This is a genomic window from Shinella sp., from assembly GCF_049651085.1.
Lineage (GTDB): Bacteria > Pseudomonadota > Alphaproteobacteria > Rhizobiales > Rhizobiaceae > Shinella.
Window position 1 is genome coordinate 260476 of record NZ_JBASBL010000026.1, and the last position, 22746, is coordinate 283221.

Below are 22746 nucleotides of genomic sequence, written 5' to 3' on the forward strand. Positions count from 1 at the left end.
CCGCCTTGTGGCGGCGCTCCGCTAGATCAGACCTCGGCGGCGATACGGCCGATCTCGGCGATGACGGCATTGCGCTCGTCGCCGGAAATTCCGGGCATCTCGCAGAAGGCGGTGACGATGATCGCGCCGCGGTCCGGCGACCAGGCGACCGCCACGTCATTGGCATTGCCGGCCTTGTCGCCGTTCGTGCCGGTCTTGTCGCCCGTCATCCAGCCAGCCGGGAAGCCTGCACGCAGGCGGGCATCGCCGGTCTTGTTCATCACCAGCCACGCGGCGAGCTGCGCCTTCGAGCCTGAAGAAAGAACATCGCCGAACAGCAGCTTGCGCAGCGTTTCGGCCATGGCGACCGGCGTCGTCGTGTCGCGCTCGTCGTCCGGCGTCTCGTGGTAGTTGAGCGTCGGTTCCGTGCGGTCGAGGCGGGTCACCTCATCGCCGGCACCGCGGAGGAACGCCGTCAACGCCTTCGGCCCGCCGGAGGCCGCCAGCAGCAGGTTGGCGGCGGCGTTGTCGCTGAGCGTGATCGTCGCCTCGCAAAGTTCGGCGATGGAAATTCCCTCGCCGCCGACACGCTTTTCCACCACCGGCGACCAGTCGACGAGGTCGGATTTCTGCACGACGACACGCCGGTCGAGCGTCTCTTCCTTGCGGTCGACGCAGGCGAGGATATGGCCTGCCAGCAGCGCCTTGAAGGTGCTGCACATCAGGAAGCGTTCGTCCGTGCGGTGGCCGAGCCGCGCTCCGGTAGCGAGATTAAGTATGGCAACGCCGATGCGGCCCTCATGGCGCGCTTCCAGCGCGGCAAGCCGCTTTTCCAGTGCGCCCGTCCCGGCAGCGGCGGCATTGCCGGCAAGTGCGGAAACCGCGGGAACGGCAAGCAAGGCGCCGGCCATTGCCTGCCGGCGTGAAATCGTGATCGTCATATGCATTTTCCTGTCTGTCGGACACCGCAGCGCATCGCGCCACCTGCCCGTTGAGCCCGCCCATGCCGCAACAATGCGGAAAGGGGCGGGTCAAGACAAACGACGATTTCTGCCGTCAGCCATTAGGAAAATTTGGGCTCGAATACTACTTCCGCTTCATCGCCTCGGCGAGCGCCGCGCCGAAGGCCCCCTGGGACGGTGCCTGCTGCTTGGGGGCGGCCTGGCTGAATTTTGGCTTCATCTGCGCATTCTTGTCGTTGCGCGGGGCATTGTCGCGGGCGACGGGCGCGCCGCCGTCCTTGCGCATGGTGAGGCCGATGCGCTTGCGGGGAACGTCGACTTCCGTGACGCGCACCTTCACCACGTCGCCGGCCTTCACCACCTCGTGCGGATCCTTGATAAAGCGGTCTGCAAGCTGCGAGACATGCACAAGGCCGTCCTGATGCACGCCGATGTCCACGAAGGCGCCGAAAGCGGCGACGTTCGTCACGGTGCCTTCCAACAGCATGCCGGGCTTCAGGTCCTTGATGTCATCGATGCCATCGGCGAAGGTCGCGGTCTTGAATTCCGGGCGCGGGTCGCGGCCGGGCTTTTCCAGTTCCGCCAGAATGTCCCTGACGGTCGGCAGGCCGAAGCGCTCGTCGACGAAGACCTTCGGGTCGAGCGTCTTCAGCGCCGCGCTGTCGCCCATCAGCGTGCGCACGTCGCGCCCGCAGGCGGCAACGATCTTCTTGGCGACGCCGTAGGCCTCCGGGTGCACCGACGAGGCGTCCAGCGGCTCCTTGCCGTTCGGGATGCGCAGGAAGCCGGCGCACTGTTCGAAGGTGCGCGCGCCGAGACGCGAAACCTTCATCAGTTCCTTGCGGCTTTCGAACGGGCCATTGGCGTCACGATGCGCGACGATGGCTTCCGCCGAGGACTTGCCAAGACCGGAAACGCGGGCCAGCAGCGGCGCAGAGGCGGTGTTGAGGTCCACGCCGACGGCGTTCACCGCATCTTCCACCACGGCATCGAGCGAGCGGGACAGCTTGCCCTGGTCGACATCGTGCTGGTACTGGCCGACGCCGATCGATTTCGGCTCGATCTTGACGAGTTCGGCGAGCGGATCCTGCAGGCGGCGGGCGATGGAGACGGCGCCGCGTAGCGAAACGTCGAGATTCGGGAATTCCGCCGCCGCCGTTTCCGAAGCGGAATAGACCGAAGCGCCGGCCTCCGAGACGATGACCTTGGTGGGTTTTGGCGCGGGAAGCTGCACCAGCATGTCGGCGACCAGCTTTTCCGTCTCGCGGCTGCCGGTGCCGTTGCCGATGGCGATCAGTTCCACCTTGTGCTTGCGGATGAGGCTGGCAAGTTCGGCCTGCGTGCCGCGCACGTCGTTCTTCGGGGGGAAAGGATAGACCGTCGTCGTCTCCAGCACCTTGCCCGTATTGTCGACCACGGCGACCTTGACGCCGGTGCGGATGCCCGGATCGAGGCCCATTGTGGCGCGCGTGCCGGCGGGCGCGGCAAGCAGCAGGTCCTTGAGGTTTCGCGCGAAGACGCGGATCGCCTCCTCTTCCGAGCGCTCGCGCATCTCGCGCATCAGGTCGAGCGAGAGCGACATGGAGAGCTTCACGCGCCACGTCCAGCCGATCACCTCCGCCAGCCACTTGTCGCCCGGCTTCGTGCCGATGGCGTAGAAGGACGCAATGATGCGCTCCACCGGCTTGACCGGCTCGACATTGTCCTGATCGACGACGATATCGACCGACAGGAACTCCTCGTTCCAGCCGCGCAGCATGGCAAGCGCGCGGTGGCCCGGCACGCTTGCCCAGCGCTCGGTATGATCGAAATAGTCGGAGAATTTGGCGCCGGCCTCCTTCTTGCCCTCGACCACGCGGGAGCGCAGAAAGGCGTTGTCCTTCATGTATTCGCGTAGACGCTTCAGAAGATCGGCATTTTCCGTCAATTGCTCGGCGACGATGTCGCGCGCGCCTTCCAGCGCGGCCTTCACCTCCGGCACCTCGGCCGAGATGAACTTTTCCGCCAGCTCCGCCGGCACCAGCGCGCGGTCGGCAAGGATCTGCTCTGCCAGCGGCCCGAGGCCGCGTTCGCGCGCGATCTCCGCTTTGGTGCGGCGCTTCGGCTTGTAGGGAAGATAGATGTCCTCCAGCTCGGCCTTGGTCGTGACGGCGGCGATCTTGGCGCTCAGCTCGTCCGTCAGCTTGCCCTGCCCCCCGATGGAATCGAGGATGGAGGCGCGGCGGGCCTCCAGTTCGCGCAGATAGGTCAGCCGCTCGGAAAGCGTGCGCAGCTGCGTATCGTCGAGACCGCCGGTCACTTCCTTGCGGTAGCGTGCGATGAAGGGCACGGTGGCGCCCTCGTCCAGCAGCCCCACGGCAGCGGTAACCTGCGCGGACGTCGCCTTGATCTCGGCGGCGATCAGGTTCGAGATCTTGAGCGATGTCGGGGCCATGTCGAACTCCTCTGGATGGCGCGGCGGCGATCGTGGATTGCCTGTGCAGATCCGGACGCACGCCGTTTCGCGCGATTGCTGGAATTGCTCATAGTGAGCGCTCGATAGCAAGCCAACCGCGCGACGCGCCGGGGCCTTTCACGTCCACAATATATCCATGGCCGGCAGCATCAGGGCCGTATCAAGGTTGAGCAATCATCGATACAGGCTCATCGGTTGTAACGCTTCATAAAGCCTTACCGCCTATCCTGCCTCCCGTAACGGCAACGGGGCCTTCGGATGCGCGGCGCTTTTCTAGCAACAGTCTCGATGACGGTCCTTGCCGCGACCGCACCCGCGGGCGCGACGACGCTCAACCTCCTGATCTGGGAATCCTATATCGACGAGCAGATTCTCGTCGACTGGCTGGCCGAGACCGGGATCGAGGTCCGCCAGACTTTCTACGACAGCGGCGATGCGCGCGACGAGATCCTCGCCGATCCCAACAGCAACATCGACGTGGTCGTGACCAACGAGAACGGCGCGAAACTCTACGGAAACCGCGGCGTCATCATGGCCGTCGACACGGCGAACGTGCCGACCCTCAAGGACTTCGAGGAGAGCTGGCTGAAGCGCTGCGGCGGCTATGGCGCGCCCTATCTCTGGGGCACGATGGGCATCCTGTACCGCTCCGACAAGATCGCCACGGCGCCGACCTCCTGGGCCGACATCATGAAGCCGGCCGAAAGCCTGCGCGGCCATATCGCCATGTATGACGACCATGCCGAGGCCTTTGTCGCGCCGCTCGCGCTGCTCGGCAAGTCGGTCAACGCCAATGACAACGAGACGCTGAAGGCAGCCTTCGAACTGATGAAGGCGCAGGTACCCTACGTGCTGACCTACGACTACGTGGTCACCTCGATCCAGAACGCCGACAAGGGCCCCAACATCCACATGGCGCTCGGCTACAGCGGCGACCAGTATACGCTGAACGACAAGGTCGGCACTCCCGGCCTATGGCGCTATGCGGTGCCCAAGGAAGGCACGCTGTCCTGGCTCGACTGCATCACCGTCAGCGCACGCTCGCAGAACAAGGACCTGGCGCTGAAGCTCGTCGACTACATCAGCAACGCCAGAAACGGTGCGCGCAACGCCGTAAAGCTCAACATGCCGACCGCAAGCACGGCAGCCCTGGCGCTGCTTCCGGAAGACGTAAGATCCAATCCCGAAATCTATGCCGCACCGGAAGTCCTGGCCAAAAGCCAGTTTCAGGAGGAACTGACCGTTCAGTCGGTACAGGCCCGCCGCCGCATCATCAGCAGTCTGGCCCAACTCAGTGACGCTCGGTAAACGCGCCCTCTCCCTCATCTTCCCGGTCGTGCTGGCGGGCTACGTGCTCGCAGCCGCTCTCATCTATTATGTGCAAGGTGCCTCGATCCTCGGATTGGAGCGCGCGCGCCTCTGGCAGCAAATGGGCCTGCTGACCGCCGTCTTCCAGAACGAGGTCACGCAAAACCGAAGTTTCATCTATTCGCTCGTTGAAGGCGGCGCGATCCGCCTCTTCGTCAACGAGCAGGACCCGGCCTATCGCAGCACCGCGCTCGGCGTGCGGCTGCAACAGAGCATCACCTCGCTCTCCGACGATCGCAAACGTTTCATTTCAGTGGCAATCATCCGCCCGCCGCTGTCGGTCGACTATTATTTCGAGGACAGCGAGGATCCGTTCGCCGAAATCACCGAGCAACAACTGGAACATGCCCGGCAGGTGATCAAAAGCCCGCGGCTTTCGTCCTGGAACTATCTCCTTGCGGAAGGCCTCGAGCCGCTGATCGTGCATTCCGAGTTCATCGATCCGCACACCCTCAACCGTCCGGTGGCGAGCGCCAAGAGCGGCGCAATCCTCGTGCAGACGGCGGTTCGTCCGCAAGCCTTCCTAGACATGAAACGGGCGCTGGAAAAGGAATACGGCGCGACGATCGAGATCGGGCAGCACCAGTTCCTCGCGCAGGGCTCTCTTTCGGCGACCGCAACGCTGAGCCCCGCACTCTTTGCGCGCCTCACGCCCGATCCGGTCTTCCTCGAAAAGCGGCTCGGCACGTTGAAGTCCCTGCTCGCCCTCGGCGCCATTGCGCTCAGCCTCTTCACGATCGCCCTCGTGCTGCTGCTCGTGCGCCGCTACATCACAAATCCGATCGCCCGCCTCGACCGCCAGCTCACCGACGTGATGACCGGCAGCCGCAGCGCGCTGCTGGACGCGGACGAGGCTGGTGAGATCGGCCGTCTTTCGACCAACGTCAAGCGGCTGCACGACCAGTCGATGCAGTCCTTCGACCTCGTACAGAATGCGTCCTGGACCGACACGCTGACCGGCATCTCCAACCGCGAATATTTCAACATCCGCTCGACGCAGATCCTCGAGGAAGCCGAAGCCGAGGATATCGGCTGCACCCTCCTCTTCATCGACGTCGACAACTTCAAGTTCGTCAACGACAAGCACGGTCACAAGATCGGCGACGAACTGCTGAAGACGCTGGCTGACCGCATCTCCACCATCGTCAATCGCATCGTCTGCGAACGCGGCCTGCCGAACGGCCTTTTCGCCCGCCTTTCCGGTGACGAATTCGCGATCATGCTGCGCTGCCAGCCGGGCGGCGGCACCATCACCGAGATTTCCAACGAAATCCTCGCGCTCTTCGCCGAAGGCTTCGAGGTGCTGGACAAGGCCTATCCGGTGACAGCCAGCATCGGCATCGCGGTCTATCCGGAGGATGCGCATACCCTTGCCGAACTCGTCGCCAACGCGGATGCCGCCATGTACCAGGCGAAGTCCCAGGGTAAGAACGGTTCGGCCCGCTATTCGCGCTCGCTGCACGAGAAGCGCAACCGCCAGCGCCGCATTGAGGAGGAATTGCGGATTCTTGACGCGGACGACCAGTTCCACCTCGTCTACATGCCCATCGTCGATGGCCGCGGCAAGGTGACGGGCTGCGAGGCGCTCCTGCGGTGGAATTCACCGGTGCTGGGCAGCGTGACGCCCGACGAATTCATCCCGATCGCCGAATCGACCGGCCTCTTCAGCAAGATCGACTGGTGGGTGATCGACCGGGCGATGGCGGAATACAGCCAGATCAGGAATCTCTTCGGTGCGGAAACGATCCTCTGCATCAACATCTCGTCCGCCGAACTCTATACCAAGTCGATCAGCGATCACTTCTGCGCCTGCGCCGACCGGCACAGCGTCGAGGCGCGCATGATCGAAATCGAACTGACGGAAACGTTTGCGGTAAAGCTCGGCGAGCAGTCTCGCCGCAACATCGAGATCCTGCGCGCCCGCGGCTTCCGCATCTCCATCGACGACTTCGGCGCGGGCTACACTTCGGTCCAGCAGATCATCGAATACACAGCTGAGACCATCAAGCTCGATCGCGAACTGGTGGAAAGCCTCACCCGCTCGGCGGCGCTGCCCACGCTGCGGGCGCTCGTCGCGCTCTGCCATGCGCAGGACATGGCGGTGATCGCCGAAGGCATCGATACGACGGAAAAGATGGCGCTGCTTGCAGCTGCCGGCTGCGATCTGTACCAGGGCTACCTCATCAGCCGCCCCCTCCCGCTCGAGGAACTCGGCATCTGGGCGATGCAGCGGCTGATCGAACAGGCGCGCGAAACCGCCCTTCCCCAGGAACGGCACGTCCGCGCCTGATACTATCTCATACCATGTCGCGCCTCCTGCGGGCCTTGTCGGCCGCAGGAGGAATTCTACAGGACCGCGCCAAGACGCGGCCGGTAGTCCGTCAGGAGTTCGGGAAGTCGAGGCCCATTTCGCGGAAGCGGGCCGGGTCGTCGCCCCAGTTCTCGCGCACCTTCACGAACAGGAAGAGATGCACGGGCTGTTCGAGAATTCCCGAAAGTTCCTTGCGCGAAGCCATGGAGATGGCCTTGATCGCGTCGCCGTTCTTGCCGAGGGCGATCTTTTTCTGGCTGTCGCGCTCGACATAGATCACCTGCTCGATGCGCACGGAGCCGTCCTTGCGCTCCTCCCATCTCTCCGTCTCGACATGCGAGGAATAGGGAAGCTCCTGGTGCAGGCGCAGGAACAGCTTTTCGCGGGTGATTTCGGCGGCGAGCTGGCGCATCGGCAGGTCGGAAATCTGATCTTCCGGATAGTACCACGGCCCTTCCGGCAGCGCTTCCGCGAGATAGTTCATCACATCTTCGCAGCCCGAGCCGTTCAGCGCCGAGATCATGAAGGTGCGCTCGAACTTGACGACCTCGTTAGCGGCGGCGGCAAGCTTCAGCAGATCCTCCGGGTTCACCCGGTCGACCTTGTTGAGGACGAGGAGCTTCGGCTGGTGGACTTCCTTCAGCCCTTCCAGAATCGTCTCGGCATCGCCCTTGAGGCCGCGCTCGGCGTCGATCAGGAACATGATCACGTCGGCATCCTTGGCACCGCCCCAGGCGGTCGTCACCATGGCGCGGTCGAGCCGGCGGCGCGGCTTGAAGATGCCGGGCGTATCCATGAAGACGATCTGGGCGTTGTTGTGGATCGCGATGCCGCGCACGATGGCGCGCGTCGTCTGCACCTTGTGGCTGACGATCGTCACCTTGGCGCCGACGAGGCGGTTGACCAGCGTCGACTTGCCGGCATTCGTCGCTCCGATGAGCGCCACGAAGCCGGAATGGGTCGGGCCCTCACCGTTCGTGCTGCTTTCGGCGGGGGTGTTCTGTTCTTCGGTCATGATATCCGTCAATCCTGAAGCATTTCCGTGAAATGCCTCGTCCTTTGTTACGCAATTCCAACGCAAAATCGCTGCGCGCCTGTGCTGGAATTGCTCTAGGCGCCGCCCTTGGGCCAGATGCCTTCGCGTTCCAGAATCCTTGTCGCGGCCGCCTGTTCGGCGGCTCGCTTCGAGCGGTCGATGCCGGTTTCCGGCGCGACGCCCCTGATCTCCACCGTCACGGTGAAGCGCGGGTCGTGGTCTGGTCCCGAGCGCTCGTCCACGCGGTAGTTCGGCGTCAGGCCGAACCTGGCATGCGCCCATTCCTGCAATTCGGTCTTGGCGTCGCGCCGCGCGCCTTCCGCGCGCGCCGCCCTGCCCTGCCAGTTGGCGAGGATGAACCCCCGCGCCGCTTCCAGCCCGCCATCGAGATAGATCGCGGCGATGAGCGACTCTACCACATCGGCGCGCACATTCAGCATGGCTTTTCCGGTGAGCTTTTTCACGTCTGCACCGGTGCGGATGAAGCGATGCAGTTCCAGCTCGTCAGCGACCGCCGCACAGCTTTCCGCGCTCACGAGCTGGTTCAGGCGAACGGAAAGCTCGCCCTCCTTCGCGTCGCGGAAGGTGCGAAACAGCATCTCGGCGACGCACAGCCCCAGGACGCGGTCGCCCAGGAACTCCAGTCGCTCGTAATTGCTGCCCTTGCCGGGCCGCGCACTCGCATGCGTGATGGCCCGGTCGAGACGATCCTTGTCAGAGAAGACGTAACCGATCAGTGCCTCGAGGGCTTTCCGGTTCGCGTCATTCAGCGGAATGGCGCCTTTCATTCAACGACCTTGAACAGGCGGTCCCAGCGCAGGTTTGTCGGCCACTTCCAGATTTCACTGAACGAGGTGTCATTGCCCAGCGAGAAGAAGATCAGGCTGGCGCGACCGATCAGGTTCTCTGCCGGCACGAAACCGACATCGAAGCGGCTGTCGGCCGAATTGTCGCGGTTGTCGCCCATCATGAAGTAATGGCCTTCCGGAACGATGAATTCGCGCGTGTTGTCGCCGACGGTGCCCGGACGCGTGTCCAGCGTGTTGTAGGCAACGCCGTTGTCCATGGTCTCGCGGAAGACCGGTACATCCTCGCCGGTATCGTACTGGTCGTCGGCGCGGAAGAAGCCGTTATGCTCGCGCTTGACCGCCACGCCGTTCACGTAGAGCTCGCTGTCGCGCACCTGGATGCGGTCACCAGGCAGGCCGACGAGACGCTTGATATAGTCGATGTCCGGGTTCGGCGGGAAGCGGAAGACGACGATGTCGCCACGCTCCGGTTCGCTCGCGAAGATGCGGCCGGAAAACAGGTCCGGCGAGAACGGCAGCGAATATTTCGAATAACCGTAAGAGAACTTGTTGACGAAGAGATAGTCGCCGACGAGGAGCGTCGGCATCATCGAGCCGGACGGGATGGTGAAGGGCTGGAAAAGCACCGTGCGGATCACGACGGCAAGCAGAAGCGCCTGAATGATGACCTTGACGTTTTCCCACAGGCCGCTTTCAGCCTTTTCAGTCTTCTCTGCCACGCCGGACTTTTCCTTATTTGTAAACATGAGGCCCTCTATAGAGGAAAGGTTGTCTGTTGGAAATCGTGTCGATCAAAAAGACGCAAGGCCCTGTTATCCGGGCGTTCCGGGCGGCAGCGCCTCGATAATCACGAAAGCCTGTGCCAGCGGAAAATCGTCCGTGATGGTGATGTGGATCCGCGCTTCGTGGCCTTGAGGAACCAGTTGCTGCAACCGTTCAAGCGCACCGCCGGTAAGCTTCATCGTCGGTTTGCCGCCGGGCAGGTTGACGACGCCCATGTCCTTCCAGAACACGCCCTGCGCCAGCCCCGTGCCGAGCGCCTTGGAACAGGCCTCCTTGGCGGCGAAACGCTTGGCATAGGACGCCGCCCGATTCCTGCGCCCGTCCGACTTCGCCCGCTCGATCTCGGTGAAGCAGCGCTCCGTGAAACGCTCGCCGAAACGCTCCAGCGACTTCTCCACCCGGCGGATGTCGATGAGGTCGCTGCCGATACCAATGATCATAGGGTATTGTCTCCAGGGGAAAGGATGGGGGCATGCACGGCGGATGCAAGGCCGGCGCGCTCGATAAGACGGGCGTGACGCCGTGCCTTGAACGAGCGTACCGCAACCAGCGTCCCGCCATAGGCAAGGGCCGCGACCGAGGTGCCGAGCAGGCCCGCGCCGACAAGCATCGGCTTCAGCACCGGCTGCCAGAGTTCCGACAGTTCGAGATGTTCGAGCATATGGAGGAGTTCGGACGCCGAGACCGCCTCCGCGGACTGGATGCCGAGCAGCACCTCGCCCAACCGGAAGGTCGCAAGGCCGATCAGCGGGATCGTCAGCGGATTGGCGATGGCCGTGGCGAGTGCCGCGGCGACGAGATTGCCCGCCATCAGATAGGCAAGCGCCAGCGCCAGGATGACATGAAAACCGATAAGCGGCGTGAAGGCGGAAAAAGCGCCGGCCGCTACGCCCGCAGCCACCGCATGGGGCGAGGCGGAAAGGCGAAGGATTCGCTTGACAAGGTAGCGCGCTGGACGCGTCAACCCTTTGCGCGGCCAGAAGAATTCGCGCAATCGGTCCGGCCAGGAGGCCTTCTTTCGGCGTCGGAACAACATGGCCCAGACATAGCCGATCCGTTAGTGGCATTTCAATGGCGTCGTCAGGCGCCATAGCAGGCGGTCGCCGTGGCGCAACGAGGTGCGCCACACGGGCCGCAGATCTTAGTAGGTCTTGCGGAAAAGGCCGCGGTCGATCTGACGCTGGCGGTATTCCAGGTCGATACGGTCGACAGCGCCGTTCAGATACGAAAGCTCGCGGTCTTCAGCGGTCGGAATGCGCAGGGCGCGGGTGAAATTCTTGAACTGCTTCAACATTGGTAAACCTCATTCGGTTGACCTCCCGATGCAGAAGATAGGATGAGCACCCCGCCGGCACCAGCGATACTATCCCAACACAGCCATGCGCAATGCGCATATCGACTGGTCAAAACTTGGGCAAACCTGCCTTATTCAAGGCAGGTTGCCACAAATTTGCATGGAAAACGTCACACGAACACACGGCTGATCGTCGAGACGCATTGCAGTTCCTTCAGCTGACCCATCAGCTGATTGAGCTGCCGCAGATCCCAGACCTCGAGGTCGATATGGACTTCGGTGAAGTCGGCCGCAACGCGCGTCATCGACATGGAGCGGATGTTGACATCGCTGGTGGCGATCGTCTGGGTGACTTCGGCCAGCGTGCCCGGCTCGTTCAGCGCATTGATCACGATGCGCGCCATGAAGCGGGTGTTGTTCGCCTCGTCGAGATCCCACCGCACATCGATCCACCGCTCCGGCTCGTCATCGAACTTCTGCAAGGCCGGCGACTGGATCGGATAGATGGTGATGCCCTTGTCCTTCTCCATGATGCCGATGATGCGATCGCCGGGAACGGCTCCGCCGGCGGAGAATTGCACCTCGGCATTGCCGGAAAGGCCACGGATCGGCAGGGCTTCGGGACCGGCCTCGCCGTCACCGCGCTCCAGCTCCGCCTTGGTCTTGCCGGGCAGCTTGAACACCATGCCGGCAACGCTGCGCATGTTGAACCAGCCGTCGTCGGAGCTTGGCTTCACCGTCACGCGCTCGTCCTGGTAGTCCGGAAAGACGGCGCGCAGCACGTCGATCGAGGAGAGTTCCCCGCGCCCGACCGAGGCGATGGCATCCTCGACTTCCTTCTGGCCGAGGCGATGCAGCACCGGCTTCAGCCCGTCGCGTGAGAAGGTCTTTCCCGCACGATCGAAGGTGCGCTCCAGAATGCGATAGCCGAGGCCGGAATATTGCTTGCGCACGGCCGCACGCGTGGCGCGCCGGATGGCGGCGCGCGCCTTGCCGGTGACCACGATCTCTTCCCAGGCGGGCGGCGGCACCTGGATGCCGGAGCGGATGATCTCCACCTCGTCGCCGTTATTGAGACGGGTGACGAGCGGCATGATGCGGCCATTGATCTTGGCTCCGACACAGGTGTCGCCGACATTCGTATGCACCGCATAGGCAAAGTCGATCGGCGTCGCGCCGCGCGGCAGCGTGATCAACTGGCCCTTCGGGGTGAAGGTGAACACCTGGTCCTGGAAAAGCTCGAGCTTCGTATGCTCGAGGAATTCCTCCGGATTGTCGCCCTCGGCCAGCGCCTCGATCGTGCGGCGCAGCATCGCATAGGCGTTGGAGCGCGGCGGCGCGACGGCGTCACCGTTCACCGTATCCTTGTCCTTGTAGAGCGAATGCGCGGCAATACCGTATTCGGCGATCTCGTGCATACGCTTGGTGCGGATCTGCAGCTCGATGCGCTGGCGCGACGGACCGACGATGGTCGTGTGGATCGACTGGTAGTCGTTCTGCTTGGGCGTCGAGATATAGTCCTTGAACCGCCCCGGCACGACGCGCCAGCGCGTATGCACGATGCCGAGCGCCGCGTAGCAGGCCGGAATGTCGCCGACGAGGATACGGAAGGCATAGACGTCGGAAAGCTGCTCGAAGGAAAGCGACTTCGACTGCATCTTACGGAAGACCGAATAGGGCTTCTTCTGCCGGCCCTTGACGAGCGCCTCGGCAAGGCCATTGGCCACAAGCAGTTCGCGCAACTCTTCCTCGATCTTGCGGATCATGCCTTCGTTGCGCTGGGAAAGCTCTTCCAGCTTGCGCGTAACCGTCTCGTAGGCTTCCGGATTGATATAGCGGAAGGAAAGGTCCTCCAGTTCCTCACGCATATCCTGCATGCCCATGCGGCCGGCGAGCGGCGCATAGATGTCCATCGTCTCTTCCGAGATGCGGGCGCGCTTTTCCGGCGACATGTGGTCCAGCGTGCGCATGTTGTGCAGCCGGTCGGCAAGCTTGACCAGCAGCACCCGCACATCGTCGGAAATGGCGAGCAGCAGTTTGCGCAGGTTTTCCGCCTGCTTGGCCTTCTTGGAAACGAGGTCGAGCTTCTTGATCTTGGTGAGGCCTTCGACCAGCGCGCCGATATCCTCGCCGAACAGCTCGTCGATTTCCGCGCGCGTGGCGCTCGTATCCTCGATCGTATCATGCAGCAGCGCCACCGCGACGGTGGATTCGTCGAGGCGCATGTCTGTCAGGATGGCTGCGACTTCGAGGGGATGCGAGATATAGGGATCGCCGCTCGCCCGCTTCTGCTGCCCATGCTTTTGCATCGCATAGACATAGGCCTTGTTCAGCAAGGCCTCATTGGCGTCCGGCTTGTATTTCTGAACCCGTTCGACGAGTTCATATTGACGCATCATCCTCGTAAGGCTCCTCCCCGGATTCTGGCGGGGCAAAGAAAAAGTGCGCCCCGATCCTATGAGGGGCGCACCGACATTCGCAATATCAAAGGCTTCGGTAAAGATACCGAAATCAGTAATCGTCGCTCTTTTCCGGCGCAACGAGACCTTCGATGCCGGCAAGCAGCTCTTCTTCCGTCATGCGGTCGAAGGCGATCGTTTCCGGCTGGTCCTCGTCTTCGTCAGCCGCAGCGCTCGTTGCGTCCTCGGCAAGAAGGCTTGCCGGATCGGGCTCGGGCTCGTCCACTTCGACATGCTTCTGCAGCGAGTGGATCAGGTCTTCCTTGAGGTCATCGGGCGAAAGGGTTTCGTCGGCGATCTCGCGCAGCGCCACGACAGGGTTCTTGTCGTTGTCGCGGTCGATGGTGATGGCGGCTCCCTGGGAGATGAGCCGGGCGCGATGGCTTGCAAGGAGTACCAGCTCGAAGCGGTTGTCTACCTTGTCAATGCAATCTTCAACGGTGACACGGGCCATTGCCTGTCCTTTGTGATCAAGAATTTCAGGAGTTTGCATGCCCGATACAGGCATCGGGCGAAAAATTCAAGTTTTTCCTTCCCCTCTCCCCGGCGGAGCGCGTCGCAAGGCAGCCCGCATAACTTCTGGTTGAGCCCTCTCCTTAGGGGAAGTAAACGGCGGAATTATCGGACAAATAGCGTAAGACGCCGGAACTATTCTCCAATTCGGCAACCCTAGAGTTTGCCGTAACGGCACCGGCCTGAAAAATTCGCTACCGCAACCTAGATTTGCTTGGAAAGCGCACGACTGTGCCCTAAATGAACACTATATGAAGAAGAATTAATTCAACCGGATGCTGCAAATCCCTTGGATTGACCCTCGGAGTTTGCTGCAGGTCATGAGCGCTACAGCCCACGCTTGGGTATGACGCCTGGTACTGTAGTGCAACCGGACATCCGCCTTGGTCAAACTTCATTCGTTTACGGCAACATCTATTTAAAAGGACTGCTCGACATGTTCGACCCCCGCGAGAAAATCGCCCTCTTCATCGACGGCGCAAATCTCTATGCGGCCTCCAGGACACTCGGCTTCGATATCGACTACAGGAAGCTGCTCAAGGCGTTCCAGAAGCGCGGCTACCTGCTGCGCGCATATTACTACACCGCGCTGATCGAGGATCAGGAATATTCTTCGATCCGCCCACTGATCGACTGGCTCGACTACAACGGCTACAAGGTCGTCACCAAACCCGCCAAGGAATTCACCGACTCGCTCGGCCGCCGCAAGATCAAGGGCAATATGGACATCGAACTGGCCATCGATGCGATGGAGCAGTCCGAGACGGTCGACCACCTGGTCATCTTCTCCGGCGACGGCGATTTCACCACGCTGGTCGAGGCGTTGCAGCGCAGGGGCCGCAAGGTATCCGTCGTCTCCACCATGCAGACGCAGCCGCCGATGATCGCGGACGACCTGCGCCGCCAGGCGGACTACTTCATCGACCTCGGCTCGCTGAAGGCTGAAATCGGCCGCGACCCGTCCGAACGCCCGCAACGGACAGTCGAACCGGTGGAAGACACCACGGAGTGAACCATCCCGGCAGAACCTCGATCCCGCGGTTCGGGCGCTGGGGGTCGTTCCATGCCGCCTTCAATGCTTCATTAAACATTGCATCAAATGCGGCGCCCGCCCATTAACGTTCCTCAAGACTCTCCTGCTACTGCAACGACGAACAGTCATTCGCATTGGGGCATCTTGAAAAATGGTGGACGCAGTATCGGCTTCGGGCAACAGCTATCGGGCAGTATCGAACGCGCTCGAATTGCGTTCGACAGGCCCGTCCGCCGAAAGCAGGCCCGCCGTCACGGCGCTTGCCGCCCTCGCGCTGCCGCAACCCGTTACCCGGGTATCGGCGCCTTCCGACATGGCGGAAGACATCGGCGATCTCAGCTTCCTCTATGCACCCAACGGCCTGCCGGGCATTTCCGCCCTCTCCTCCCGCGCCGTACCGCCTGCGCAGGCGACGACCGATGAGCGGGTTGCCGCAGGTCGCAATCAGAACGCACGCCTCGCCATCGAAAGCAGCGAACTCAACGCCCTGATGGCCTCGTTCCTGGCGCCGCGCACGCCAAGCGCCAATCCCGCCCCTTCGCCGGATATCCCAGCGGAAGCAGGCAGCGAACAGCTGTCGCGCATTGCCCGCCAGTCGGTGGTCGCACAGCTTTACACCCAATTCTAGGTAAGACTACCGCGGCTCACCCCGTGGCCGCGATGGTCACGGGGAATTCGTCGTCGCGATTTTTTGCCAATCCCGATTTTCCACTTGAGCCGGACCTAGCGTCATATCGTAAACAGAACTCCGGAAGGAGTTTTCGATGCACGGTCGCGCTCATGATGAAGTCCTGCTGACCGCCCTGGAGTGCGCCGGGCGGATCGGCATATCGGTTCGGACCCTCCGGCTCTACGAGCAACACGGGCTGATCTCGCCCCGCCGCACGTCCAAGCAATGGCGGCTCTATGGCGGGAGCGAACTTGCACGGCTGAACGAAATCCTGGCGCTCAAGACCCTCGGCCTCAGCTTGCGCGACATTGCGAAGCTTCTGAAGGAGCGACCGACCGATCTCGCTCAAACGCTCACGCTACAACGCGATGCCTTGACGGAAGCACGCAGTCGCGCGACGCGGGGGCTGCGTGTGATCGATGCCCTGCAAGCGAAAATCGGCGCGGGAACGGCGCCGTCGGTCGATGACCTGATCCATTTGGCAAGGGAAACCAAGATGAACGAACCGTCACACGAAACCGCCGCTTGGCGCCGCTACGAACAGATGCGCCCGCGAACCGAAGTGGCTATCGATCCGCGCCTGCTCGACGACTATGCCGCTGCCTATGAAACCGAAGATGGCACGCTTTCCATCGTCTCCAGACAGGGCGACACACTTTTTTACCGGATCGTCGGACAGTCGGACATCGAGATCTTTCCAGAAAGCAATTCCGAATTTTTCATGAAAGTGCTGCCCGTGCAGCTCAAATTCCGCCGCGATGCGGATGGGCAGGTGGTTGGCCTCATCCATCATCAGAACGGTTTCGAGGATTCTGCCGAAAGAACGGCGCTGGAACCGGTTCTCGCCATCGAAAATGACGTTCAACAGCGCATTCGCGATCAGAAGCCTATGGTTAAGAGTGAGGCCATCCTGCGCCGTCTGATCGACCAGCTCTCCCGTGGCGAGCCTGACCTCGATGGTATGGCGCCGGCATTGGCGGCGTTGGTAACCGAGCAGAAAGAGGGCATCCAGAAGGAGATGGAAGACGCGGGAAACTTGAAAACCCTATCTTTCAAGGGCGTCTCGGAGGGCCTCGATATCTATGACGTGCAATTTGCCAAAGCAAAAATGGAATGGGGTTTTGCACTGACACACCGCGGGAAGGTCAGCCACCTCTACCTGCGCCCGTCCTTGTAGGCTTCGGCTGCACCACAAAGCAGCTTCGAATGTGTAGAAGGGGCCGCAAGTCGCGGCCCTGGCTCCAGTCGATTTCGGGAGCGGTCAGCCGCGTTCGCGCAGCAGGCGGCCCTTCTGGCGGTTCCAGTCGCGCTCCTTTTCCGTCTCGCGCTTGTCGTGCAGCTTCTTGCCCTTGGCAAGTGCGAGTTCGAGCTTCGCGCGCCCGGCATCGTTGAAGTAGACCTTCAGCGGAACGAGCGTCATACCTTCGCGGTTGATCGCGATGCGCAGGCGATGGATCTCGCGCTTGGAGAGCAGGAGCTTCCTGCGTCGCCGAGTCTCGTGGTTGAAGCGATTCGCCTGCAGATATTCCGGCAGATAGGAATTGATCAGCCAGATCTCGCCGCCCTCGTCCGAGGCGTAGGATTCGGCGATGTTCGCCTTGCCCTCGCGCAGAGATTTCACCTCCGTGCCGGTCAGCACCAGACCGGCCTCGTAGGTGTCCACGATTTCGTAGTTGTAGCGGGCCTTGCGGTTCTCCGCGACGATCTTCTTGATCGTCGCGGGACGGGCTTTGGTGGCCATATCAGTTCAACAGACCGGCATGGTGGAGCGCTGCATCGATGGCTGCCTCCGTCGCCGGCTCAAGTGTTGAAAGAAGCGGCGAGCGAACGGTGCGGTTCATGCCGCGGGTGCGGTTCAGCGCGTATTTAGCGCCGCAAAGCCCCGGCTCCAGGAAGATCGCCTTGTGCAGCGGCATCAGCTTGTCCTGGTAGACGAGCGCCCTGGCGTAGTCGCCGGCAAGCGTCGCTTCCTGGAACTCGGCGCACAGGCGCGGCGCGATATTGGCCGTGACGGAAATGCAGCCGACACCGCCATGGGCATTGAAGCCGAGCGCTGTCGCGTCCTCGCCGGAAATCTGGACGAATTCCTTGCCGCAGGTCAGGCGCTGCTCGGAAACGCGCTCGATCCTGCCGGTCGCGTCCTTGACGCCCATGATCGACGGATAGGCCTTGTGGAGCGCACCCATCGTCTCCGGCGTCATGTCGACCACCGAGCGGGCGGGAATGTTGTAGATGATGATCGGCAGCCTGACGCTCTCGGCAACCGCCGCGAAATGGGCGAAAAGCCCCTTCTGCGTCGGCTTGTTGTAATAGGGCGTCACCACCAGGATCGCGTTCGCGCCCGCCTTTTCGGCGTGCTGCGCAAGGTCGATCGCTTCCTTGGTATTGTTCGAGCCCGCGCCGGCGATAACCGGGACGCGACCGGCGCAAACCTTGATGCAGAGTTCCACCACCCGTTTGTGCTCGTCATGCGACAGCGTCGGCGATTCGCCGGTGGTGCCGACCGGCACGAAGCCGTGACTGCCTTCACCGATCTGCCATTCGACATGGGCGGCGAAGGCGTCTTCATCAAAAGCGCCAGCGTCGGTGAACGGGGTGACGAGAGCGGGAATGGATCCCTTGAACATCGAGAACTCCTGAGACCAAAGCCGCCCTGCGGCTTACATGCTTTGGCCGTATTCCTTGGTTAAAAACTGCCGCACAATAATCATGTGACAGTCATGCGGCAAGCGGCGCGACGGGCGTTTTCATGCACGATCAAGGCGGAAACGAGGTCCGATGCACGAATATCCGTCTTGCATGATCCGTCGTCCGGGCAGCACCGGCGTTCACGCCTTAGTGAGCGCCGTCGGTAAGGTTTCGTTAAGGCAACAAAGGGTTAATTGATTGTCAAAGATCAGGCGGAAAATGGCGGTCAGATGCGCCGCCTGTCAGGTATCCGGGATATAGCATGATCTCGACAAACAGTTTCGCACTTTGCGCCCTGTTGCTCGCCGGCGTGGCAGGCCTTGCGCTCGGCTCCTCCCCCGTTGACGCGGAAAGCACGACCGTGCCCGCGATGAAGCCGCTCGGCTTTGCTGCCGACATGCCGTCCAAGGACGTCATCACCAACGCCATTCCGCAGATGGACAGCATTCTGGGCGCAAGCACCCAACTGCGCGAGGGCCTTGACGCGCTGTCCAATCGCGATGCGGCCAGCGCCATCGTTGCCCGCAACCGGCTACCGGCCGACAGCTTGGACCGCCACATCCTGACCTGGGCGATCGCGGTATCCGGCCAGCGCGGCGTGCCATCCTGGGAAATCGCCGCCGCCCAGCGCGAGCTCAAGGGCTGGCCGGGCCTGAAGGCGTTGCGCACCCATTCCGAGCGCGCCCTTGCCCGCGAAAATCCGCCATCCGCCAATGTGATTGCCGCCTTCGGCACGACGCGGCCGGAAACGGCGGAGGGCGCCATCGTGCTTTCCCGTGCGCTCGTGGCGACGGGCAATACGGCGCGCGCCACGGAAATCCTGCGCTCGTTCTGGCAGAAGGAAGCGCTCTCCACCGACCTGGAAACCCGGATTCTCGACGAATTCGCCGCCCTGCTGACCGTCGCCGATCACAAGGCGCGCATGGAAATGCTGCTCTATCGCGACCGCGCCGAGCAGGCCCAGCGGTTTGGCGATCTCGGCAAGGCGCAGTCGCTCTATCGCGCCTGGGCGGCCGTCATCCGCAAGGCGAAGAACGCCAGCGACCTGATCAAGGCGGTGGATGCGAGTTGGCAGAAGGACCCGGCCTATACGTTCCTGCGCATTCGCAATCTCCGGCACAAGGAAGAATATCGCGCCGCAGGAAAGCTCTTCGCCGCCATGCCGGACGATGCGGCCCGCCTTGTCAATCCGGGTGCCTGGTGGAACGAGCAGCGCATCGTCAGCCGCGGCCTTGCCGATCTCGGCGACTATCGCGATGCCTACCGGGTCGCCTCCCGCCATGGCGCAGACGATCCGGTGGATATCGTGGAGGCGGAGTTCCACTCCGGCTGGTATGCGCTGCGCGACCTCGGCGATGCCAAGACGGCCGCAAGGCACTTCCAGCGAATCCTGCAAGCCTCCGACCGGCCGCTTTCCGTTTCCCGCGCCTGGTACTGGCTGGGCCGGGCCGCTGAAAAGAGCGGGAGCGGCGAAGCCAGGGACTATTTCGCCAAGGCGGCGAATTTTCCCGGCACGTTCTACGGTCAGCTTGCCGGCGCGCGGCTCGGCCGCAAGGCGCTGAACGTCGCCTACCCGAAGCCGACGGCCGAGGAGCGCACGCGCTTCGAGCAGCGCGAGGCCGTACAGGCGATCGCCCGTCTTCAGGCTGCCGGCCACGGCTGGCGCGGCGACAGCCTGTACCGTGCGCTCGCCGGCGAACTGATGAGCCCGGGTGAACTCGCCCTGCTTGCCGCACAGGCCGAAAAGAACGCCAATCACCAGCTTTCCCTGCAGATCGGCAAGATCGCCTTCGGGCGCGGCATCGATGTCGCGGCGCTGGCCTTCCCGATCGGGGTGATCCCGGATGGCGCCAACATCGCCGGCTCGGGCAAGGCGCTCGCCTATGCCATCGCCCGCCAGGAAAGCGCCTTCAACCCGGCCGCTGTCTCGCCCGCCAACGCGCAGGGCCTCCTGCAGCTCATGCCGGGCACGGCGCAGGGTGTGGCGAAGCGCTATGGCCTTGCCTACTCCAAGGAGCGGCTGACGTCGGATGCCGCCTACAACGCCACGCTCGGCGCGCACTACCTGGGCGAGCAAATCAACGATTTCGGCGGCTCCTATGTGCTGACCTTCATCGCCTACAATGCCGGCCCGCGCCGCGTGCCGCAGTGGATCGGCCGCTACGGCGATCCGCGCGGCAAATCGATCGACGAGGTGGTCGACTGGATCGAGCGGATTCCCTTCTCGGAAACCCGCGGCTACGTGCAGCGCGTCATGGAGAACTACCAGGTCTACAAGACCCGCCTCGGCCAGCAGGCCGATATCGTGCACGACCTGAGCGTGGGGCGGTAAAACCCTCCCCTGCCCGACTGAACGCCGTCTTGCCGGAGGCACGAGGCCTGACTAGGCTGTCCGCAAACCAGAGGCAGGCTCTCGAGACATGACGAATTTTTCCAGCCGCTACTTCCCCGCTCCGGACGGATTGCAGTTGCATGCGCGGGACTACGAACCGGCGCCCGGCGTCAAAACACGCCTTCCCGTGGTCTGCCTGCCCGGCCTCAGCCGCAACGCCCGGGATTTTCATCAGTTCGCCCAACTCGTTGCCGGGGATCCCGTTTCCCCCCGGCGGGTCGTCGCCCTCGACTATCGCGGTCGCGGGCTTTCCGCCCGCGACGGTAATCCGGAAAACTACAATATCGCCGTCGAGTGCAGCGACGTCATCGCCATGTGCGGCGCGTTCGGCATCACGCGCTGCGTCTTCGTCGGCACCTCGCGCGGCGGCCTGATCCTGCACGTTATGATTGCAGCAAACCCCGACCTCATCGAAGGCGCCGTCCTCAACGATATCGGCCCCGAAATCGAGGCCAATGGTCTCAGGGATATTCGCGACTACCTCGCCGAGCGCAGCCACCCTGCGAGCTTCGAGGCGGCGGCCGATGCGCTTCAGCGCATCCATGGACCGACATTCCCCGCATTGACGTGGACCGACTGGCTGGAAATGGCCGATGCCATCTACACGGACAGGGATGGGCCGATCGTTGCCGAGCACGACGCGAAACTGGCGGATCAGCTTGAGACGATCGATTTCAGCAAGCCGCTGCCGACGCTCTGGCCGCAATTCGACCTGCTTGCGGAAAAACCGTTGCTCGTGGTGCGCGGGGAACATTCCCGGCTGCTTTCAGTGGAAACCCTGAAGCGCATGACGGCGCATGGCCGAAATGTCGAAGCCGTCGTGGCTGAGGGCCAGGGCCACGCCCCTCTCCTGCACCGCCCTGACCTGTTTGCGCAGGTAAAAGCGTTTCTGGATCGCCTCTGAGGGCTTCGCCCTGTTAAGGAATTACCAAAAGAAATCAATTGCCTGACCGTTTCGACAGGCAACGCGAAAAACCCGCAGCCTCGAAGAGGCTGCGGGTCAATCTTTAGCTCAACTTCAGATTAGAAGTTGCGCTGCAGGCGGAGGAAGCCGCGCGTGAAGTCTTCGTCCTGGCCGCCGGAAACGTTGACCTTGTTGTAGTCAACCGTACCGAGGAAGTTCAGGCCGCTGACGATTTCGTAGCCAACCGTCATGCCAACGCGCCACTGGTCGACGTCGCTGTTGAAGCCAACATCACCGAAGTACTGAGCAGCCGGGGTGATCGTGAGCTTTTCCGTTGCCTTGAAGGCGTAGGAAGCAGCAACGGTCCACTCGGAAGCATCCCAGTAAGCGTTCGGGTCAGAAGCCCAGATACCAGCGAGCTGTGCGGTGCCCGGACCGACTTCAGCCGACAGGATCGCGCGGATCGCGCCTTCTTCAGCAGCATTGTCGTAACCGCCGAGAACGTCGAGGTTTACGCCGCCGAGCGAGAAGCCAACGGTGGCTGCAACGCCGAGATCGTGGTGGTGACCAAGGTCAAGTGCTTCGTACTCGAGTTCGTCGAGCGAGATGCCTGCACGCCAGGTGCCACCGTCGTAGGTGTAGGCGATCGAGTTGAACAGCGTCTCGTTGCCGAGCGTGTCGTTCTCGCCGTTGATGCCGCTATCCCACCAGCTGTAGAAGTAACCGACCTTGAAGCCGCCGAGTTCGATGAAGGCTTCATCGATGTAGACGTTGCTGCTGTGCGAGCCAGAGCCGCCAGCGTTAGCTTCGAGGTTGATGTAGCTGCGCAGCGTGCCGAGTTCGGTGTCCGTGCGGGCGTCGAAGTTGATGTTGAAGCGCGAGAATGCGTCCCAATCAGAATGGCCGCCGTCACGCAGGTAGTCCTGGTTCGAGCTTACGCCGATCGTGTCGTTGTCCGAGCCGAAGCCGGTCTGGAAGCGAACGAAGCCGCCGACCTTGAGGCAGGTTTCCGTGCCCGGGATGTAGAAGAAGCCGGTGCCGAATGCGTCGCAAACGCGAACGTATTCCATCGGCTCGGGCTCAGCAGCAA

Annotated in this window: 20 protein-coding genes; 7 read left to right on the top strand and 13 right to left on the bottom strand. The window is 62.5% G+C overall.

Going from position 1 to position 22746, the window contains the following annotated elements; translation table 11 throughout:
- Window positions 1-26: 26 nt before the first annotated feature.
- Together bla and WA950_RS17285 are read right to left on the bottom strand one after the other, a co-directional pair.
- Window positions 27-920 (bottom strand): BKC/GPC family carbapenem-hydrolyzing class A beta-lactamase, encoded by an 894-nt coding sequence (gene bla, locus WA950_RS17280; protein ID WP_424552948.1) that lies wholly within the window; start codon window positions 918-920, stop codon window positions 27-29.
- A 145-nt stretch (window positions 921-1065) separates the two neighbouring features.
- On the bottom strand, window positions 1066-3375 hold the full coding sequence (locus WA950_RS17285) for a Tex family protein (RefSeq protein WP_424552949.1): 2310 nt from the start codon (window positions 3373-3375) through the stop codon (window positions 1066-1068).
- A gap of 279 nt (window positions 3376-3654) precedes the next feature.
- Between WA950_RS17285 and WA950_RS17290 the strand changes: the two genes are divergently transcribed.
- Together WA950_RS17290 and WA950_RS17295 are read left to right on the top strand one after the other, a co-directional pair.
- A complete protein-coding gene (locus tag WA950_RS17290) occupies window positions 3655-4704 on the top strand; it encodes a polyamine ABC transporter substrate-binding protein (protein WP_424552950.1) in 1050 nt (349 codons plus the stop codon).
- Complete coding sequence (locus tag WA950_RS17295) at window positions 4691-7054, top strand: putative bifunctional diguanylate cyclase/phosphodiesterase (protein ID WP_424552951.1); 2364 nt, start codon at window positions 4691-4693, stop codon at window positions 7052-7054. Before WA950_RS17290 ends, WA950_RS17295 begins: the two co-directional genes overlap by 14 nt.
- A gap of 91 nt (window positions 7055-7145) precedes the next feature.
- On the opposite strand, the gene era is transcribed toward WA950_RS17295, so the two are convergent.
- The 8 genes from era to rpoZ all read right to left on the bottom strand — a co-directional run bounded on the left by era (window position 7146) and on the right by rpoZ (window position 13910).
- Window positions 7146-8090: a GTPase Era gene (gene era, locus WA950_RS17300; protein ID WP_424552952.1), complete on the bottom strand. Its 945-nt coding sequence runs from the start codon at window positions 8088-8090 to the stop codon at window positions 7146-7148.
- 95 nt (window positions 8091-8185) lie between these two features.
- Window positions 8186-8899 carry a ribonuclease III gene (gene rnc / locus WA950_RS17305; protein WP_424552953.1) on the bottom strand — a complete coding sequence of 238 codons (714 nt, stop codon included), beginning with the start codon at window positions 8897-8899 and terminating at the stop codon, window positions 8186-8188.
- Window positions 8896-9666: a signal peptidase I gene (lepB, locus tag WA950_RS17310; protein WP_424552954.1), complete on the bottom strand. Its 771-nt coding sequence runs from the start codon at window positions 9664-9666 to the stop codon at window positions 8896-8898. Before lepB ends, rnc begins: the two co-directional genes overlap by 4 nt.
- Window positions 9667-9732: 66 nt before the next feature.
- Window positions 9733-10143, bottom strand: coding sequence for a holo-ACP synthase (gene acpS, locus WA950_RS17315; RefSeq protein WP_424552955.1), 411 nt, complete (start codon window positions 10141-10143; stop codon window positions 9733-9735).
- Entirely contained in the window at window positions 10140-10739 is a 600-nt protein-coding gene (locus WA950_RS17320) for a DUF2062 domain-containing protein (protein ID WP_424552956.1), read from the bottom strand. The genes acpS and WA950_RS17320 overlap by 4 nt, the downstream gene beginning before the upstream one ends.
- 105 nt (window positions 10740-10844) lie before the next feature.
- The gene (locus WA950_RS17325) at window positions 10845-10997 is read right to left on the bottom strand and encodes a DUF3563 domain-containing protein (protein ID WP_424552957.1); all 153 of its coding nucleotides are present in this window, start codon (window positions 10995-10997) and stop codon (window positions 10845-10847) included.
- 170 nt (window positions 10998-11167) lie between these two features.
- Window positions 11168-13396, bottom strand: a complete 2229-nt coding sequence (locus WA950_RS17330) for a RelA/SpoT family protein (protein ID WP_424552958.1) — start codon at window positions 13394-13396, stop codon at window positions 11168-11170.
- A 112-nt stretch (window positions 13397-13508) separates the two neighbouring features.
- On the bottom strand, window positions 13509-13910 hold the full coding sequence (rpoZ, locus tag WA950_RS17335; protein WP_424552959.1) for a DNA-directed RNA polymerase subunit omega: 402 nt from the start codon (window positions 13908-13910) through the stop codon (window positions 13509-13511).
- A gap of 495 nt (window positions 13911-14405) precedes the next feature.
- On the opposite strand from rpoZ, the gene WA950_RS17340 reads away from it, so the two are divergent.
- The 3 genes from WA950_RS17340 to WA950_RS17350 all read left to right on the top strand — a co-directional run bounded on the left by WA950_RS17340 (window position 14406) and on the right by WA950_RS17350 (window position 16849).
- The gene (locus WA950_RS17340; RefSeq protein ID WP_424552960.1) at window positions 14406-14981 is read left to right on the top strand and encodes an NYN domain-containing protein; all 576 of its coding nucleotides are present in this window, start codon (window positions 14406-14408) and stop codon (window positions 14979-14981) included.
- Between the two features lie 172 nt (window positions 14982-15153).
- Window positions 15154-15630 carry a hypothetical protein gene (locus WA950_RS17345; protein ID WP_424552961.1) on the top strand — a complete coding sequence of 159 codons (477 nt, stop codon included), beginning with the start codon at window positions 15154-15156 and terminating at the stop codon, window positions 15628-15630.
- Window positions 15631-15766: 136 nt separating this feature from the next.
- Window positions 15767-16849 (top strand): MerR family transcriptional regulator, encoded by a 1083-nt coding sequence (locus tag WA950_RS17350; RefSeq protein WP_424552962.1) that lies wholly within the window; start codon window positions 15767-15769, stop codon window positions 16847-16849.
- Window positions 16850-16933: 84 nt separating this feature from the next.
- Here WA950_RS17350 and smpB read toward each other — a convergent pair whose 3' ends face one another.
- Together smpB and dapA are read right to left on the bottom strand one after the other, a co-directional pair.
- Window positions 16934-17413 carry an SsrA-binding protein SmpB gene (smpB, locus tag WA950_RS17355; protein WP_424552963.1) on the bottom strand — a complete coding sequence of 160 codons (480 nt, stop codon included), beginning with the start codon at window positions 17411-17413 and terminating at the stop codon, window positions 16934-16936.
- Between the two features lies 1 nt (window position 17414).
- Window positions 17415-18299, bottom strand: a complete 885-nt coding sequence (dapA, locus tag WA950_RS17360; protein WP_424552964.1) for a 4-hydroxy-tetrahydrodipicolinate synthase — start codon at window positions 18297-18299, stop codon at window positions 17415-17417.
- Between the two features lie 323 nt (window positions 18300-18622).
- Here dapA and WA950_RS17365 point away from each other — a divergent pair, with 323 nt between their 5' ends.
- Together WA950_RS17365 and WA950_RS17370 are read left to right on the top strand one after the other, a co-directional pair.
- Window positions 18623-20692: a lytic transglycosylase domain-containing protein gene (locus WA950_RS17365; RefSeq protein WP_424552965.1), complete on the top strand. Its 2070-nt coding sequence runs from the start codon at window positions 18623-18625 to the stop codon at window positions 20690-20692.
- A gap of 88 nt (window positions 20693-20780) precedes the next feature.
- A complete protein-coding gene (locus tag WA950_RS17370) occupies window positions 20781-21656 on the top strand; it encodes an alpha/beta fold hydrolase (protein WP_424552966.1) in 876 nt (291 codons plus the stop codon).
- A gap of 119 nt (window positions 21657-21775) precedes the next feature.
- Here WA950_RS17370 and WA950_RS17375 read toward each other — a convergent pair.
- Window positions 21776-22746: porin (locus WA950_RS17375; protein WP_424552967.1), on the bottom strand; the 971-nt coding region annotated here is incomplete at its 5' end.